The organism is Pseudoalteromonas sp. NH0006-46, from assembly GCF_057547735.1.
Genome location: NZ_BAAJML010000003.1, coordinates 254603 through 271346 on the forward strand (window position 1 = coordinate 254603; position 16744 = coordinate 271346).

The 16744-nt window shown below is 40.2% G+C and carries 11 protein-coding genes; 2 read left to right on the plus strand and 9 right to left on the minus strand.

Annotation, left to right across the window (positions count from 1 at the left end):
- The first annotated feature begins 3 nt into the window (after positions 1-3).
- Complete coding sequence (locus tag AC27I2_RS08895; protein ID WP_487204038.1) at positions 4-1104, plus strand: HupE/UreJ family protein; 1101 nt, start codon at positions 4-6, stop codon at positions 1102-1104.
- Between the two features lie 290 nt (positions 1105-1394).
- Here the strand turns inward: AC27I2_RS08895 and AC27I2_RS08900 are convergent, their stop codons facing one another.
- From AC27I2_RS08900 to AC27I2_RS08930, 7 genes are all read right to left on the minus strand, one after another.
- The gene (locus tag AC27I2_RS08900; protein WP_058404057.1) at positions 1395-2009 is read right to left on the minus strand and encodes a TetR/AcrR family transcriptional regulator; all 615 of its coding nucleotides are present in this window, start codon (positions 2007-2009) and stop codon (positions 1395-1397) included.
- Positions 2010-2166: 157 nt separating this feature from the next.
- Positions 2167-3573, minus strand: coding sequence for an efflux transporter outer membrane subunit (locus AC27I2_RS08905; RefSeq protein ID WP_487204039.1), 1407 nt, complete (start codon positions 3571-3573; stop codon positions 2167-2169).
- On the minus strand, positions 3573-6704 hold the full coding sequence (locus tag AC27I2_RS08910) for an efflux RND transporter permease subunit (RefSeq protein WP_487204040.1): 3132 nt from the start codon (positions 6702-6704) through the stop codon (positions 3573-3575). The genes AC27I2_RS08905 and AC27I2_RS08910 overlap by 1 nt, the downstream gene beginning before the upstream one ends.
- A 12-nt stretch (positions 6705-6716) precedes the next feature.
- Positions 6717-7874 (minus strand): efflux RND transporter periplasmic adaptor subunit, encoded by a 1158-nt coding sequence (locus tag AC27I2_RS08915; RefSeq protein ID WP_487204041.1) that lies wholly within the window; start codon positions 7872-7874, stop codon positions 6717-6719.
- A gap of 457 nt (positions 7875-8331) precedes the next feature.
- Positions 8332-9624 carry a polyamine export protein PaeA gene (gene paeA / locus AC27I2_RS08920; RefSeq protein WP_487204042.1) on the minus strand — a complete coding sequence of 431 codons (1293 nt, stop codon included), beginning with the start codon at positions 9622-9624 and terminating at the stop codon, positions 8332-8334.
- A gap of 133 nt (positions 9625-9757) precedes the next feature.
- Positions 9758-10459, minus strand: a complete 702-nt coding sequence (locus AC27I2_RS08925; protein ID WP_487204043.1) for an amino acid ABC transporter substrate-binding protein — start codon at positions 10457-10459, stop codon at positions 9758-9760.
- Between the two features lie 103 nt (positions 10460-10562).
- The gene (locus AC27I2_RS08930; RefSeq protein WP_487204044.1) at positions 10563-11672 is read right to left on the minus strand and encodes an arginase family protein; all 1110 of its coding nucleotides are present in this window, start codon (positions 11670-11672) and stop codon (positions 10563-10565) included.
- Positions 11673-12115: 443 nt separating this feature from the next.
- Here AC27I2_RS08930 and udp point away from each other — a divergent pair, with 443 nt between their 5' ends.
- A complete protein-coding gene (gene udp / locus AC27I2_RS08935) occupies positions 12116-12871 on the plus strand; it encodes a uridine phosphorylase (RefSeq protein ID WP_058404050.1) in 756 nt (251 codons plus the stop codon).
- Between the two features lie 61 nt (positions 12872-12932).
- On the opposite strand, the gene cdd is transcribed toward udp, so the two are convergent.
- Together cdd and ppc are read right to left on the minus strand one after the other, a co-directional pair.
- Complete coding sequence (gene cdd / locus AC27I2_RS08940) at positions 12933-13859, minus strand: cytidine deaminase (RefSeq protein WP_487204045.1); 927 nt, start codon at positions 13857-13859, stop codon at positions 12933-12935.
- A 120-nt stretch (positions 13860-13979) separates the two neighbouring features.
- Positions 13980-16625 (minus strand): phosphoenolpyruvate carboxylase, encoded by a 2646-nt coding sequence (ppc, locus tag AC27I2_RS08945; protein WP_058404048.1) that lies wholly within the window; start codon positions 16623-16625, stop codon positions 13980-13982.
- Between the last annotated feature and the right edge of the window lie 119 nt (positions 16626-16744).

A 16744-nucleotide genomic window follows, 5' to 3' on the forward strand; every position in this document is an offset into this window, starting at 1 on the left:
AATATGAGTAAATTAATACGCGTATTTTCGATTATTTTGTTAAACTTATTTTTTACAACAGCAGCTTTTGCACACCAGTTAAGTACTGGCTACATTACGCTTAATAGCAACAATACACCTCAATACAGCGGAAATTGGGAAATCAACGTGGCTGATTTAGAGCACGTTATAGCACTCGACTTAGACCAAAACGCCAACATTACTTGGGCTGAAATAAAAGCAAAACGTGTAGCAATTAACGCATTTATTAAAAACAATCTTATCGCGGAACAAAACACGCAAACGTGTTCACTCACTGTAAATAATAATTACCAGCTTAATGAGCACTTTAATCAGCCTTACTTGGTATTGCCCGTGTCATTTTCATGTTTCACAAATGGCCCTATTACTCTTAAGTATTCAGCTTTTTTTCAAGATGACGCAAATCATAAAGTTATTGTTAATGTAGACAACATAGCACGTGTTTTTAGCATAAATGAACCTAACCAAACCTTTAATACAAAGCAATCAAGCTATTTAGACACCTTTACAGAATATGTATACCAAGGCGTACTGCATATTTGGATAGGCATTGATCATATTTTATTTTTAATTGCGCTATTACTTACCTGTGTCTTAACCCGTGATAAAAACACGTGGCAGGCCATTGGCTCTAAACAACACATCATTAAACACACTGCATGGATTGTTACAGCATTTACGCTTGCTCACTCTATAACGCTTACAGCAACAGCGCTTGATTTAATATCACTCAATACTCGCTGGGTTGAGCTAATTATTGCTATATCCGTTTTATTTGCGGCACTGAATAATGTATGGCCACTCATACTTCGCCTAGGCTGGTTAACATTTGCCTTTGGATTACTACACGGTATGGGTTTTGCGAGTGTACTTGGAGAATTAGGCTTATCGAGTAACTACCAATTAATGAGCATACTGGCATTTAATTTAGGGGTAGAAATAGGCCAACTGAGTATTTTATTTGTGGCGTTACCTGTATTAATAGCACTTAGAAAAACCACTTGGTATGTAAAATGGTTAATGCCTGCAGGGTCTATAGGCATTGCCATTGTGGCTCTAAAATGGTCTATAGAACGCTTTTAAACATAATTATACCAATTAGCTTACGTAAATGATCTATTTTTAGGATGAAAAAACGTGTTGATAGCTGAGCAAAAAATTCGCTATTTAGTTGTTCTCGGCAATTGCTCCTGCATTGCTTTACCTTCTGCATACATGCAGTCGTAAATGAGAATTTTTAACTAAATAGCGATACTTTTAGCCCGCAAAATGATTATGTATTATTGCTAATTGGTATTAACTTAAACGGCCGTTAATACTATAAACCCGCTAATATTGCGGGTGTATAGTATTTGGATTTTAATAGCATGACTTTAATCTTTAAAGGGCATTAATAACGTTCTCATTGCAGGGCGAAGCGCAATTAAAACAGTCTCTTCGGTAAGTTCGGGGTAAAGTACTTTTCGTAAAAGTAAGCCCGCCATTACTGAAAAAATAACATTTATGCGGCTTTCTAGTTCTGCCTCATCTATGTCTTTTATCACGCTGCGTTCACTTATTAAAAGCTGGCGCATTCTATTTCGTGCTTGCGTATCTGCATCACGTAATAATTTAGCAACTTTATTATTTCGCCCGGCCTCCGCTAACATCTCTAAATCGACCGCACATTCTCCAGTATCCATGTGCCTTTGTACGCCTATGTTTAAGCCGTTCAACAATACAGTAAGCGTGTCTTCTGGTTGTCCTTCAAAATGTTCAAAAATAGAGAACATTTCTTCCATATCTTTTTCAATAATACTTTCTATAATGGCTTCTTTGCTTTCAAAGTAATTGTAAATATGGCCAGCACTCATCCCTGCTGTTCTGGATATTTCTGCCATTCCTGCAGCATGAAAGCCTTTACGACGAAAGCATTCTGCCGCCGCAGTTAAAACCTGATCACGACGCGCTTTTGCTATAGCTGGATCTGTTTGTCTTTTAGTTTTCATACAAAGCTCCCCTGTCGAATTATTAAACTCGACAGTAGGGCAAATACTTACTTATTTTTAAACAAACCTGCCACTAAAAAAATAAGTATTCAGCCCTTTTAAAATCTCGTTAACTTTAACTAGCTGCAACACAGTGTTTACAGCTATAAACCTATACTTAATTGGCTTGAGCGCTTTTCTCCCAGCCACCACCAACCACTTTATACAAGCTAATTTGGCTAGCAAGCAACGCTTGTTGACCTAAAATTTGCTGTTGCTGTGCACTGTACCAGCTGCGTTGTGCATCAAGGACTTGTAAATAGCTATCTACGCCTTTTTCATAACGCGCCTTTGATAACGAAAAGGTAGACTCTCGACTTTGTAGTAACATATCAAGCGCATTTAATTGCGCTTGATAGCCTTCGTTATCGGCTAACGCATCAGACACTTCACGAAATGCTTGCTGAATTTTTTGCTGGTAAGTAACTACCGCAATTTTTTGGTCAGCTTTAGCAACATCTAATTGAGCTTGATTCCTGCCCATATTAAAAATAGGTAAAGTTACTGATGGAACAAAACTCCATGTACCCGACCCTGCATCAAATAAACCACCTAAATCGCTAGAGGCAGTGCCTGCATTAGCCGTTAAGCTAATGCTTGGATAGAATGCTGCACGGGCAATACCTATATTGGCGTTAGCCGCAAGTAACTGATGCTCTGCTGCTTTAATATCTGGGCGTTGAGTTAATAAATCGGAGGGTAAACCAACCGGTATTTTGGGCAACGCTAATAACGAGTCCAGCTCTTTATTTGGTAGGAGTTCAGGGCTTAATGGTTTTCCTACTAATAAATCAAGTGCATTTTTATCGCGTTTCAGTAAACGTTTATACGTTGCAATATCAACCTTAGCGCTGGCAACGGTGCTTTTAAGTTGCTCTAACGTAATTTTTGATGCTGCGCCTAAATCAAAGCTTTGCTGAGTAAGCGCAAGCGACGCCTGTTGCGATTTTAACGTTTCTTCAGCAAGCCCAAGTAATTGTTGGTCTGTTGCATAATTAAGCCATGCATTTGCAAGCTCTGCCACCAACGATACTTGCGAGCTATATTGAGTCAGCTCAGAGGAATATAAATTCTGTAGCGCTTGTTGTGTTTGGTTTCGAACCTTACCCCATATATCTAATTCATAAGAGGTAATGCCTACAGTCGCACTGTATTGCGAACTAATACTCGCCTCATCAGTACCTGTCAAACTTGCTGGCAGGCGCTGACGCGTGCCCGAGCCATTTACACTTAACGACGGATACAATGTTGAGTTTTCTATTTGATATAACCCACGTACCCGCTGCACATTAAGCATCGCAATTTGTAGGTCTTTATTGTGCTCAAGGCTCTGATTTATAAGCACCTGAAGCTTTTTATCGCTAAAAAACTGCTGCCACTTTAGCGTATTAACTGTTGCCAGCTCTGTCTGAGCTGCATACGATTTTGGCACTGGCAACACTAAATCTTGCTGTTCAGGTGCCAACTGGCACCCACTTAAAACAATGAGAGCCAGTGCACTTAACGAAAACGTTTTTATAGCCATTATGCAGCCTCCTCGTTAGTGCTTTTTTCTTTTGCAGGAAAAACCCGGCGTACTAATACAAAAAATAACGGCACAAAAACAACAACTAGTATAGAAGAGGCAAGTGTTCCACCAATGATAGAAATACCTAACGCATTTTGCGCACCAGAGCCTGCACTTGATGCAATAGCTAAAGGAATAACGCCGCAAATGAAGGCCATTGAAGTCATTAAAATTGGGCGTAAACGCAGTCTTACTGCAGCCACGGCCGCTTCAACTAAACCAAGCCCTTCATCCATTTTATGTATAGCAAATTCAACAATTAATATGGCATTTTTAGACGCTAACCCTATCGTAGTTAATAAGCCCACTTGCAGGTAAATATCGTTTGATAATCCGCTACCTAATGCAGCCATAGCAGCACCAAATATACCTAACGGAACAATCATCATGACGGCAAACGGTACCGACCAACTCTCATAAAGTGCCGCTAAGCATAAAAATACAAATAACAACGACAAACCATATAACAAAGGTGCTTGGCCACTACTAGAACGTTCTTGGAACGAAATGCCTGTCCACTCTGACGAAATACCATTTGGCAGCTGCTTTACTAAACGCTCCATTTCATCCATTGCTTGCCCTGTACTGTAGCCAGGCGCCGCGGTCCCTTGTATTTCCATTGCAGAAAAACCATTGTAGCGCTCTAAACGAGGCGAGCCGTAAGTCCAATATGCAGTTGCAAAGGCAGAAAACGGAACCATATCGCCATCTTTGTTGCGCACATACCATTTATTTAAATCTTCAGGCACCATTCTCGATTTAGCATCACCTTGCATATACACCTTTTTAACTCGCCCACGGTCAATAAAGTCATTGACATAGCTACTGCCCCAAGCAGTAGCAAGGGTGTTATTAATATCGGTTTGCGAGACACCCAATGCTTGTGCTTTAGCTAAATCAGTATCGAGTTGTATTTCAGGCATGTCTTCTTGGCCATTAGGGCGCACACCAGCCAATACCGGACTTTGGCTTGCTAAACCTAATAGCTGGTTACGCGCAGCTAAAAGCGCATCATGGCCCAAGCCTACTCTGTCTTGTAAAAAGATATTAAAACCATTCGCTGTACCCAGCTCTACAATTGCAGGCGGTGGGAAAGCAAACACAAACGCTTCTTTAATACTGGAAAAATACCCCATAGCTTTACCTGCCACACCTTGCACAGATAAATCATCACGTTGGCGTTCATCCCAATGCTTAAGATTAACAAACCCTATGGCTGAGTTTTGCCCAGAACCTGCAAAGCTAAACCCGGTAACAGTAAAAATACCGTTTACTGCCTCAGATTGTTCGTTCAAGTAGTGGTTTTCTACTTTTTTAACCACTTCAAGTGTTTGCTCAGTTGTAGAGCCCGCAGGCAATGAAACTTGGTTAAACAGTATGCCTTGGTCTTCGTCAGGCAAAAATGCGGTAGGTAAATTTGAAAACACATAAGCCATTCCACCCACAATTAAGAAGTATATAACAAGGTAACGTTTAGCATGCTTGATCATGCGGCTTACAAAGCTTTGTGCACCCGAATTTGTTTTATCAAACCCACGGTTAAAGCCTATAAAAAACTTACCAAATAACGATTTATCATTATGAACATGGCTAGGCTTCAAAAGAGTTGCACACAATGCCGGCGTAAGTATAAGCGCCACAAGAACCGATAACCCCATAGCAGATACTAAAGTGATAGAAAACTGACGATAGATTATTCCTGTAGAGCCGCTAAAAAAGGCCATAGGGATAAATACAGCAGAAAGCACCATTGCAATACCAACAAGCGCCCCTTTAATTTCATCCATAGATTTACGAGTTGCTTCTAACGCTGAGAGTTTCTCTTCGGTCATCAGACGCTCTACGTTTTCTACAACAACAATGGCATCATCAACTAGTAATCCTATGGCAAGAACCATGGCAAACATAGTCAATGTGTTAATTGAGTAACCAAAAGTATATAAAATACCAAACGTACCCAACAATACCACTGGCACTGCAATTGTTGGAATAAGCGTTGCCCTAAAGTTCTGCAAAAACAAATACATAACAACAAACACCAACACAACAGCTTCTATAAGCGTATGAATTACTTTTTCAATTGAAAGCGCCACAAACGGTGTTGTGTCATAAGGCACAACCGCCTCGAGCCCTTCAGGAAAAAATGGCTCTAATTCTGCAATTGCATCCTTTACGCCCTGCGCAGTATCAAGCGCATTAGCGCCACTGGCCAATTTAATACCCAAGCCTGAGGCTGGTTTTCCATCATAACGCGCAACAACCCGGTAACTTTCACCACCTAACTCAACCCGAGCAACATCACTCAACCTTACAAAAGAGCCATCAGCATTTGTTTTAACTAAAATGTCTCTAAATTGTTCAGGTGTTTGTAAGCGGCTTTGCGCGGTCACAGTTGCGTTGAGTTGCTGACCTGAAACTGCTGGCATAGCGCCTAATTGCCCGGCTGACACTTGCGCGTTTTGTGCACTAATAGACGCGCTAATGTCTGCAGGCGTCAATTTATAGTTTTGAAGCTTGGCAGGATCTAACCAAATACGCATCGCATACTGCGAGCCAAATAACTGTACTTCACCCACACCTTCAACACGCGAAACAATGTCTTGCACGTTTGATGACACATAATCGCCAATATCAATGTTGGTCATGCTGCCATCTTTTGACATAAACGCGTAAACCATCAAAAAGTTACGAGCTGACTTTGCAACCACAACACCTTGGCGTTGCACGGCCTCTGGTAAAAGTGGTGTAGCAGTAGCTAGTTTATTTTGCACCTGAACCTGAGCAATATCAGGATCGGTTTCAGCGCTAAACGAAAGTGTAAGCGTTGCTGAGCCACTAGACTCTGACGTTGACGACATATAAAGCAAGCCATCTAAGCCTTTCATTTTTTGCTCTATAACCTGGGTAACGGTATCTTCAAGCGTACGAGCCGATGCCCCCGGGTAGGTTGCCGTAATACTTATTGCCGGTGGCGCAATAGATGGATACTGCGCAATAGGCAAACTTTTAATAGCTAAAATACCTGCTAGCATCACTACTATGGCAAGTACCCAAGCAAATATAGGTCTATCGATAAAAAATCGTGACATGTAAATTCTCCGTTATTGCGCTTTAGCGGTTTGAACTTCAGATGGACTAACCGGTGCGCCTGGGCGAATTTTTTGTAACCCTTCTACAATCAGTTTATCACCTTCCATTACACCATCGGTGACAAGCCAATTAGATCCAATGGTGCGGTCTGTTTTCAAAACACGGCTCTCTACTGTGTTACTTTTGCTAACAACCATTGCTGTAGGTTCACCTTTTGAATTTCGACTAACACCACGCTGTGGCACTAAAATAGCGTCGTTTTTAACACCTTCAACAATTGAGGCGCGAGCATACATCCCCGGAAGTAGTAACTTTTCAGGGTTAGGAAATTTAGCGCGTAATGTAACCGACCCTGTACTTGGGTCAACTGTCACTTCAGAAAACTGTAAAGTGCCTTTATGGGAATAAACAGAGCCATCTTCCATAGTGAGTTCAACATCGGTTTGACTGGTTGAATCTACACTTAAATCGCCCGAAACAATCGCTTTTTTGAGCTTGGTTAATTCGTTACTCGACTGCGTTAAATCAATATAAATAGGATCAAGTTGTGTCACTGTTGCCAAAGAAGTGGCCTGGTTAGCACTCACTAATGCACCTACTGTGACATTCGATTTACTAATTTGCCCACTAATAGGCGAAGATACATGGCTGTATTCTAAATTAATTTTTGAGGTTTGCAGCTGCGCTTGGGCAGTAAGAAGTTCTGCTTTTGCTTGTTTATAGGCTGCATCAGCTTCGTCGTAATCTTGCTGGCTTACCGCTTTGATTTTTAATAATTCACTATAACGAGACGCTTTAGCTTTACTACTTGCAATGCTTGCTTGAGCGCGGGCAACAGCTGCTTCACTTGCAGCTAAGTTTGCTTCAAAAGTAGCAGGATTAATTTGATATAGCGCTTGATTTTTTTCTACTTGAGACCCTTCGGTAAATAAGCGCGATTGCACAATACCACTCACTTGCGGGCGGATTTCTGCAATTTGAAATGCACTAATACGTCCAGGCAGCTCTTGCCTTAAAGTTAGCGTTTGTTTTTTTAGCGTAATAACCCCGACTGGTACAGCTTTAGGAGCTGATGCCTGCGACTGCTCTGCCACTTGGTCGCAACCAGTCAACGCAACTGAGCCTAGAAGAACTGAAAATACAAATAAAGCGGTGCTAGAACGCTGCATGTTAAATACCTTTAATTTAGAGTGAACGATCATTCTAAATTAAATGTTAGTGAGAATACATCTTAATAAGCAGATCTTTACACAAAATTACACTCAACCATGCAGTCTCATACTTAAACACTAAGTAATGTTAATAACGTTCTTTGTAAAATATATTTACACCTACAAGCTAGCTATCGCCTTCACTGCAAAGAGTTATCTTAAAGTCGAAGATAACTTACGCAAAAACCTGCTTGTTCATAGTAAAGCCTAAAAGTAGATAGTGAAGAGATTTAAATGTTATATTTCATATAATTAAAAATAAAAGCCATTCTGCTACGTAACAGCCTGAGTATAGCCATATATAGTTTATGTAATGAACAAACTAATAAACTTTTATTAACAAAAAAGCCAAGGCAAGCTTGGCTTTGTTTAAAATGATGAAGTTAAGCGCTTATTAAAGCGGCTTATAAAGTGATTAGGATGACAAATTTGAGGCTAACCTAGATACAAGCAACTGCTCAACACGGATACCTTCAACATCAACCACTTCAAATTTAAAGCCCGCGTAACTTATATGCTCAGCGCGTTTTGGTATACGCTTCATTGTATAAATTAAAAAGCCTGCCACCGTTTCGTAATGCATCTGCTCTGGGAACTCCTCTATATCGAGCACTTTAGCTAAATCGCTAATTGGCGTCAGCCCGTCAACTAACCACGAAGTTTTATCTCGCTCGATTATTAACTCATCTCCTTGGTGAGTTATTAAATCCCCCATAAAGCCTTTCATCAAATCTTTTACAGTAACAATACCAACAAGTAGCGCATATTCGTTTACCACAATAGCAAATGGTTTAGCGGCACTTTTAAATGCATTTAACGCCTCTGATAAACTTAATGTTTCTGGTAAGTAAAATACATCGGTATCAACTAATTCTTCATTAATATTAGCAGCTTCACCTTTGAGCACTTGACGTAAAATATCTTTTGATTCAACAGAGCCATGTAATTTATCTAAGTTACCCGACACAACTAAAAAATGATTGTGCGGATGATCAATAATTTTGGTCGCAATATCATGGCTACTTTCGTTTAAATCAAAGTACACAATTTGGTCGCGCGGTGTCATTACGCTTGATAAAAAGCGTGCTTCTAAATCAAACACATTACCTATTAAATCATACTCTTGTTTTTGCAAACTGCCATACTCAGCGCCAGCTTCCATCATGGCAACAATGTCTTCTGTGGTGACATTATCTTCACGCTCTGCGGGAACTTTAAATAGTCGCAGCACAAAGTTAGTCACCCCATTAAAAAACATCACCAAAGGCGTCAACGCAAATGTAACCCAACGCATTATATTAACAACCTTAACAGCAACAGCTTCTGGCATGATCATCGCTAATCGCTTTGGCATTAAATCGGCGAATAAAATAAATAACGAGGTAATAGTAAAAAATGAGAATAAAAAGCTAATTTTCTCTACATACGCACCCTGGTAAAATAAAACCAATACTTTTTCAACGTATGGCGATAACGCTTGTTCACCTACAATGCCGCCTAATATAGCGATAGCATTAAGTGCTATTTGTATCATGGCGAAGAACGCGCCCGGGTTTTCTTGCAGTTTTAATACTGCGGCCGCATTTAAACTGCCTTCGTCTGCCATTACGCGAAGTTTTATTTTTCGTGACGCTGCAATTGCTATTTCCGACATAGCAAACAACGCACTGATCAAGATCAATAGACTAATCCCGATTAAATCACCCATTTGACGCTCCAAAAAGTTAGCGCTTTTTATATAAAAAGCAGCTGATTATAGTCGCTTTTTTAATCGCAGCAATTGATATTTTTAATTTATGTTTAAGTTTTTATTATTCAGTTAGTTAAATGGATTTTAGCCATTAATTAAGGGAGGAAGTTTGTCTAAATGCAAACTGTAATTTTGCAATTAACGACTCATCCATATTTATGTTACACGCAAAATATAACGGAGATTGAGCCGTATTTAAATCAAGCACTGGCTCGAGTAAATTTAATTTTGGTGATGTTTTGAGACGATAATTAAATTGTTTTTTACTTAGGACAACAAAATCAAGAATGTCACGGCGTGCACTAATTAACTTATCAATTTTATCTAGGTTATCAATTAGTAACAGATGTCGGCTTTCGTTAAAACCGCGCTCAAGTAAATAATGATGGCTAAAGTTATCTCTTAGTACTGCTATTTTATAGCGTTTGGCATCATGTAAGGTCCTTAATTTTATACCACGAGATTTTAGTCCAAAAATCGCTGACTCAAACTCTTCAAGTTCAGCTATCCACACAAATTTATTTTCTCTTGGTGGCAAACGAACAATTGAAAAAATGCAGGTGTTTTTATCTCTAAGGGCTGCATTATAAGACACACTCCAATTGTTAGCCGACATAGTGTAATTAATGCCAGCAGCATTAAGGGCGTTTTTTACCTTGTCTACAGAGCGCCCTGCCAACTGGTTGTTTGTATCGAGATATTGAAAGTCAGGGAAAACTTCCGTTACTATATTAATTTCGTTAGCATGAGCAACAGGGTATAAAAAACAAAGTAAAAAAACGAATCCCTTCATTCAATAAACCTCAGTGTAATTATTCAATAAATATAGTTGAGGCTGAGTAGACTGCTAGTTTTGAGTAGTCAATTAGATACAATTAAGCCTATAGTATTAATTTTTATTTGTTCATCGCATTAATCAAAAAGGCTGAAATTTTTGCGCCTTCTTTTAACGTTGTTTCAGAACTCGCTTGCCCAACTAAAGAACTGTCGGTAAATGGTGCTATTTCCATCATGTCAGCGCCTGTAATAGGAAACTCATCTGCAATGGCCGATAAAATATCTAATGCATGTTGAGGTGTTAACCCGTTATCCTCAGGAGTACCGGTTGCAGAAGCAAATTCTGCATCGAGGGCATCTATATCAAAACTAACATACACTTCGTCAACATTATCAGCTTTTAATTGTGAAATAGTATCTGCGGCAATAGCGGCTGCACCGCGTTCAATAATTTCATGCGCCCAATGTTGTTTAACCCCAAATGTGTTTTCCCAGTGTGATTTTGGTTTTCCACTTGAGCGTATGCCAAATTGAATTAAGTGATGTGGTGCAGGTAAAAACTCTAAAATATGTGTACACCAAGACCCAAAACATAAATCTATGCCTAGACGCTCCACAAGTAAATCGGTGTGCGCATCAAAGTGGATAATAGCCGTGCGCTTCCCTTGCTCGCGCTTAGCTTTTAAATAAGCTTTGGTTAATGGGTAACTAATAGAGTGATCGCCACCAATACCAAAAATACCTTTATCTTTAAACGTCGCGTAAAAGCTGTCGCACACATCTTCGGTAATTGATAGCGGACTGACGTAGTAATCGTTATTTTCGTTTCCGTATAGCGCTTTTTGGCAATTAGAGATAGTTGCGTCGTTTAGGTACTTGTCGTGCAATAAATGAGGAATAACACGTACATCGCCTAAGTCAAACGAATGACATTCGGGATGCTGATCAATTAATGCTGAACGAACAAATAAAGGACCCCAATTAGCACCACGTAGAATACCACCACCACAATCAGAACTAATTCCAAGCATTACCGCTTTATGAGGAGAGTGTGGCAACTCATTTAACGATTCACGCCATAACGTCTCTACATTTTCGGTTTGACCGTACAGTTTATTTCGAAGTGCTGCTTTTCGCTCTTTTGCAGTATTAACAGTAAAAACACCATCGCCAGGAGCACATAAGCAGTGCTCTACTTTACTATTAAATGCTTGAATTTCTTGACTCATAATAAATCCTTATGAATTGTTCTGTGCGTATTTTAGTGATTATTTATGCAAAATGATTAAACAGACCTAAACTTTAAAAAATTAAAAATTGGAATTTTTTAACGTATGTATAATTAAAATTAATTCTAAAAAAATTTAAAATAAAAACATAAAACACTGATATTTAATAAATTTTAATTAATACTGGCAATTGTCATTCATGACTAACCACTTGATTGAGTGATACTTATAATGTCTACGCTCACAAGTCAACTGCACACGTAAACCATAAATTTATGAGTGTGCTTGAATATTCATAGTTGGTGCATAAAATACGCTACAGCCCTGTTTTACTGGCCTAGGCACGCGCTCAATTTTATAAATACGGACATACGTCCTGTACTTAAGGTAGGTTTCTAGCAAAGATGCTAGATTGAAAAAAATTATTTTAAAAAGGCTTAGATATGGAAAAGGTATTTCACTTAGGACTATGTATTGACGATCTACAAGGTGCAAAACTTGCAATTGTACCCGGTGACCCAGATCGCGCTGCACGCATTTCAAAATTCCTAGACAACCCAACCTGTCTTGCTCAAACACGTGAGTTTCATGTTTATCTTGGTCAATTAAATGGCCATTCAGTTGTTATATGCTCTACAGGTATTGGCGGCCCATCTACATCGATTGCAGTAGAGGAACTTGCTCAACTAGGCGTGCGTCAATTTTTACGTATTGGCACTACGGGTGCTATTCAGCCTCACATTAATGAAGGTGAAATATTAATTAGCCAAGCGTCTGTGCGCTTAGACGGTGCAAGCCAACATTTTGCACCGCTTAGCTACCCGGCTGTGTCTGACTTTTATGCAACACAGGCCATGGTTGAAGCATGTAAAAATTTAAACATTGATTTTCACATTGGTATTACTGCATCTAGCGACACTTTTTACCCAGGCCAAGAACGCTACGATACACATTCTGGTTATGTGCCAAAAGCATTTCAAGGCAGCTGCGAAGAATGGCAAAAGCTAGGGGTAATGAACTACGAAATGGAGTCGGCTACATTATTCACTATGTGTGCAGCTCTTGGCTTGCAAGCTGCCTGTGTTGCCGGTGTATTAGTTAACCGTACTCGTCAAGAAATCCCTAACGTTGACCACGGTGAAATAGAAAGGAAATCAGTGGCTGTTGTGTTAGAAGCCGCTAAAGTGTTACTCGGTTAGTATTTCTTTATAAGTAAATTGATATGTAAAAGCACAGCTTATTAGCTGTGCTTTTTTGACTCTATTTAAGCGCAGCGCTAATTACTTGTAGCTCTGGCAAATCAGTAAATCCCGATAATACCGCTTTCGATACGCCCGCTTGATTTTCGTGCCCTTTCGTCTCTAACAGTGTGATGCCTTTCACTGTCTCCTTATCAAAACTAAGGCCAGCTAAAAAGAACTGACTCAACGCGCTTTGTAGAGGCGATAAGCTTGGACTATAGGCTGCGTTTTCTGCATAACTGCCGTAAAAATCCCCATTATTAAATGTACTTACTTTTACCGCACTAAAATTTTGACTGTACGGTACATACGCATTTAACGCAAAGCCAGCAAAAGTACCTTCAATCTGTTCATCATCAAAAACCGCAAGCTGAGGCTTTGGATTAAACAAGCTAAATTCGTTACCTAAATCGGTTGGCCCAAACGAGTGAGGTAATAGCTCTGCTAATTTAAAATGTTGGCTTGGAAGTAAAATATCAAATTCTTTCGCATCGGCTAATTCGTTCATAAATTGGCGACAGTAGCCACACGGAGCATCGCTTATAGCAATTTTAAGAATTTTTTTAGCACCATTTAACCAAGCGTTATTAATGGCAGACTGTTCTGCATGAACAACTAAACTCAACGCTTGGTGATCAAACTCTACATTAGCGCCAAAATAAAAGCTGATTTGTTGCTGCTCATCCATGGCTTTGACAATAGCACCCACATGAAAATGTGATACTGGAGCCACCGAAAACTCAGACGCTAAAGGCACTAAACCTTGTAATAATGAATCGACTGAAACATTAAACTCTTTGCACAGCTGTTCAATGTTGTTTGCGTTTAATATGCCGCGTTGCGACTTTAATTGGCTACGTAAAGACGCTGTTTGCGCTACGTTTAAAGAGATGTGTTTATTAATAAGTGCTGTGTCTTGTTGCACAGTAAAAGTTGATGAAGCCATAAGGTTTTTTAATTATTCAATGGCTAAGTAGTTTAAAAGGTTAAGACCCAAATTGCTAGGTTATTAAACATAAAAAAGGGAACACAGCGTGTTCCCTTGCTAAATAATAAACGTTAATGATTAACCAGTATTACGCATACCTGCAGCAATACCTGTCATGGTGATCATTAATGCATTATCGATGTCCCCTTCGTTATGCTCCTCGTTAGAGCGAGCACGGCGAAGCAATTCAACCTGCAATACATTGAGCGGATCGGTGTACGGGTTTCGTAAACTAATCGACTCTTTGATCCAAGGCTGACCGGCAAGTAAGCTTTTTTGTGGACTTAATGACTGCACAAGCTCAATAGCTTCTTCAAGCTCTTTTCGCAAAGTTACACCCAATGGCTTGTACATGTCTTCCACCAGCGCATTATCATAATGCTCACTTAACCAGCTATCGGCTTTACTAAATACCATTTCGAGCATTTCTAAACGGGCTCTAAAAAATGGCCAATTGAGGCTCATTTCGTTTAGTGTTTCTAAGCCATATTGGTCTAGTGCCTTTTTTAAGCCTGTTAACGCACCTAACCAAGCAGGCAACATTAACCGGTTTTGACTCCATGCAAAAATCCACGGAATAGCACGTAAACTTTCAACGCCTCCATTAGGGTTGCGTTTTGCAGGGCGAGAACCAAGCGGAAGTTTAGAGAGCTCCAACTCTGGCGTTGCCATTCTAAAATAAGGAACAAAATTCTCATCGTGGCGGACAACATTGCGGTAATGCTCACACGACTGCTCACTAATAAGCTTCATGACTTCACGCCATTGTGGCTTAGGCTCTGGCGGTGGTAATAAGTTACTTTGCAGTACAGCACCTGCATATATATTTAAGCTCTGCAGTGCAACATCTGGCAAACCAAATTTAAAGCGTATCATTTCGCCTTGCTCTGTTACCCGTAAGCCACCTTTAAGTGAGCCTGGTGGTTGCGAATGCAATGCTTGCGCAGCCGGTGCACCACCGCGACCAACGGTTCCTCCTCGGCCGTGAAACAACACAAGCTCAATGCCACGCTCATCGGCAAGTTGCACTAGTTTGTCCATGGCTTCGTATTGAGCCCAACCGGCAGCCATCATACCGGCATCTTTTGCCGAATCGGAATAACCGATCATTACATTTTGTGTATTTTGAATATGGCCGCGGTACCACACATTATCGAGTAATGTGGTGATCACGTCGCTACCGTTATTTAAATCGTCTAATGTTTCAAATAATGGAGCAACCGGCAACTCAAAACTACAGCCACTTTCTTTAAGAAGAAGCTGAACAGCTAAAATATCGGATGCAGTGCGTGCCATTGAAATAATATACAAACCAAATGTTTTTTCATCTTGCTGTGCGATTACATCGAAGGTGTCGAGCACTTCTTGTACATCAGGGCTTGGTTGCCAATGCTTAGGAATAAGCGGACGACGCGAATTAAGCTCTGCTAATAAAAAGGCTTGCTTATCTTGCTCTTGCCACTGGTTGTAATCCCCTAGCCCTAAATAACGCGTAAGTTCAGAAAAAACGTCACTGTGGCGCGATGAGTCTTGGCGCACATCTAATTTTGCCAAACGCAGGCCAAAGCTGTTTAAACGATGCATTAAATCAAGCAGTAACCCGTCAGCAACGACTTTCATGTTACATTTTAATAACGAACGATAACACACCTCAATTGGGTGTTTGAGTTGGTTAATATCAGTCACAAGATCTTGTGCGTCAGTGCGTTTGTGTTTAATTTTTGCACCTAAATGTGCCACTGTTTCAGACACTTCGCCTTTGAGCTTTTTGAGCACTGTGCGGTAGGGTTCAAAGTCTTGGCCAGCTAACTCAATAAGCTCTTCGCTAGCATCAGACATAGATAACTCAGCGCATAACGTATCAATATCTCGGCCATATAAATCAAGCGCCATCCAACGACCATGGTCAAGTACTTGTGAAGTAACCTGCGCAGTAACAAATGGGTTACCGTCCCGATCTCCCCCCATCCAAGATGTGAATTCAATAGGGCTGTAATCAATGGGCAGCTCTAAACTAAGCTGCTCTTTTGCGTGTTCCGAAAACTCACGTAAAAACCGAGGTACTGCATGCCACAGGCTATTTTCTATAACTGCATAGCCCCATTTAGCTTCATCTACAGGCGTTGGGCGCGAGCGGCGAATATCGTCGGTATGCCACGCTTGGCTTATTAGCTGGGCAATTCTATTTAAAATAGCTTCGCGCTCATGTTCCAAGTTATCTTTTCGTTCCAGCGATGCTAAACAGTCGCTCAACTCTACGTGCTTATTGATGATTGTACGACGAGTAACCTCAGTGGGGTGAGCAGTTAATACTAAATTAATGTGGAGTTTTGAGAGTGTGTCAGCAAGGTGGTTAGAATCTAGCTGACCTTCTTGTGCTTTAGCGGCTAACGTTTTTAATGTTTGAGTGAGAGGGTTTTGCTGGCCAAGACCAGCGTCATTAAAACGCGATACAGTATGAAACTGCTCTGCCACATTGGCTAAATTTAAAAAATGATTAAATGAACGGGCAACCGGTAAAAGCTCTTCATCACTAAGCGCATGTAATACTTCAATTAACGCCTTGCGATCGTCTTCATTACCACTGCGAGAGGATTTTGATAAAGCCCGAATTTCTTCTACTTTATCTAAAATTGCTTGGCCTTGGGCATCTTTTATAGTTTGACCTAATAATTGTCCAAGTAGACCTACATTACCTCGCAGGGCGGCATATTGTTCACTCATTTCTCAGTCTCCTTTGTTTCATGGAAGACTATTAATATCATTAAGAGCGCATATTTAATAGATCCATTTGCAATGTCATGTCGTAAAAAAATATAGATAAAATAATCACAAAGCATCGA

What these genes read in the sequence shown, in the direction of transcription:
- AC27I2_RS08895 (WP_487204038.1), top strand. Translation starts at nt 4, where the DNA reads ATGAGTAAATTAATACGCGTATTTTCGATTATTTTGTTAAACTTATTT.
- paeA (WP_487204042.1), bottom strand. Translation starts at nt 9,624, where the DNA reads ATGGGTGATTTAATCGGGATTAGTCTATTGATCTTGATCAGTGCGTTG.
- AC27I2_RS08900 (WP_058404057.1), bottom strand. Translation starts at nt 2,009, where the DNA reads ATGAAAACTAAAAGACAAACAGATCCAGCTATAGCAAAAGCGCGTCGT.
- AC27I2_RS08915 (WP_487204041.1), bottom strand. Translation starts at nt 7,874, where the DNA reads ATGCAGCGTTCTAGCACCGCTTTATTTGTATTTTCAGTTCTTCTAGGC.
- AC27I2_RS08905 (WP_487204039.1), bottom strand. Translation starts at nt 3,573, where the DNA reads ATGGCTATAAAAACGTTTTCGTTAAGTGCACTGGCTCTCATTGTTTTA.
- AC27I2_RS08925 (WP_487204043.1), bottom strand. Translation starts at nt 10,459, where the DNA reads ATGAAGGGATTCGTTTTTTTACTTTGTTTTTTATACCCTGTTGCTCAT.
- AC27I2_RS08930 (WP_487204044.1), bottom strand. Translation starts at nt 11,672, where the DNA reads ATGAGTCAAGAAATTCAAGCATTTAATAGTAAAGTAGAGCACTGCTTA.
- cdd (WP_487204045.1), bottom strand. Translation starts at nt 13,859, where the DNA reads ATGGCTTCATCAACTTTTACTGTGCAACAAGACACAGCACTTATTAAT.
- ppc (WP_058404048.1), bottom strand. Translation starts at nt 16,625, where the DNA reads ATGAGTGAACAATATGCCGCCCTGCGAGGTAATGTAGGTCTACTTGGA.
- udp (WP_058404050.1), top strand. Translation starts at nt 12,116, where the DNA reads ATGGAAAAGGTATTTCACTTAGGACTATGTATTGACGATCTACAAGGT.
- AC27I2_RS08910 (WP_487204040.1), bottom strand. Translation starts at nt 6,704, where the DNA reads ATGTCACGATTTTTTATCGATAGACCTATATTTGCTTGGGTACTTGCC.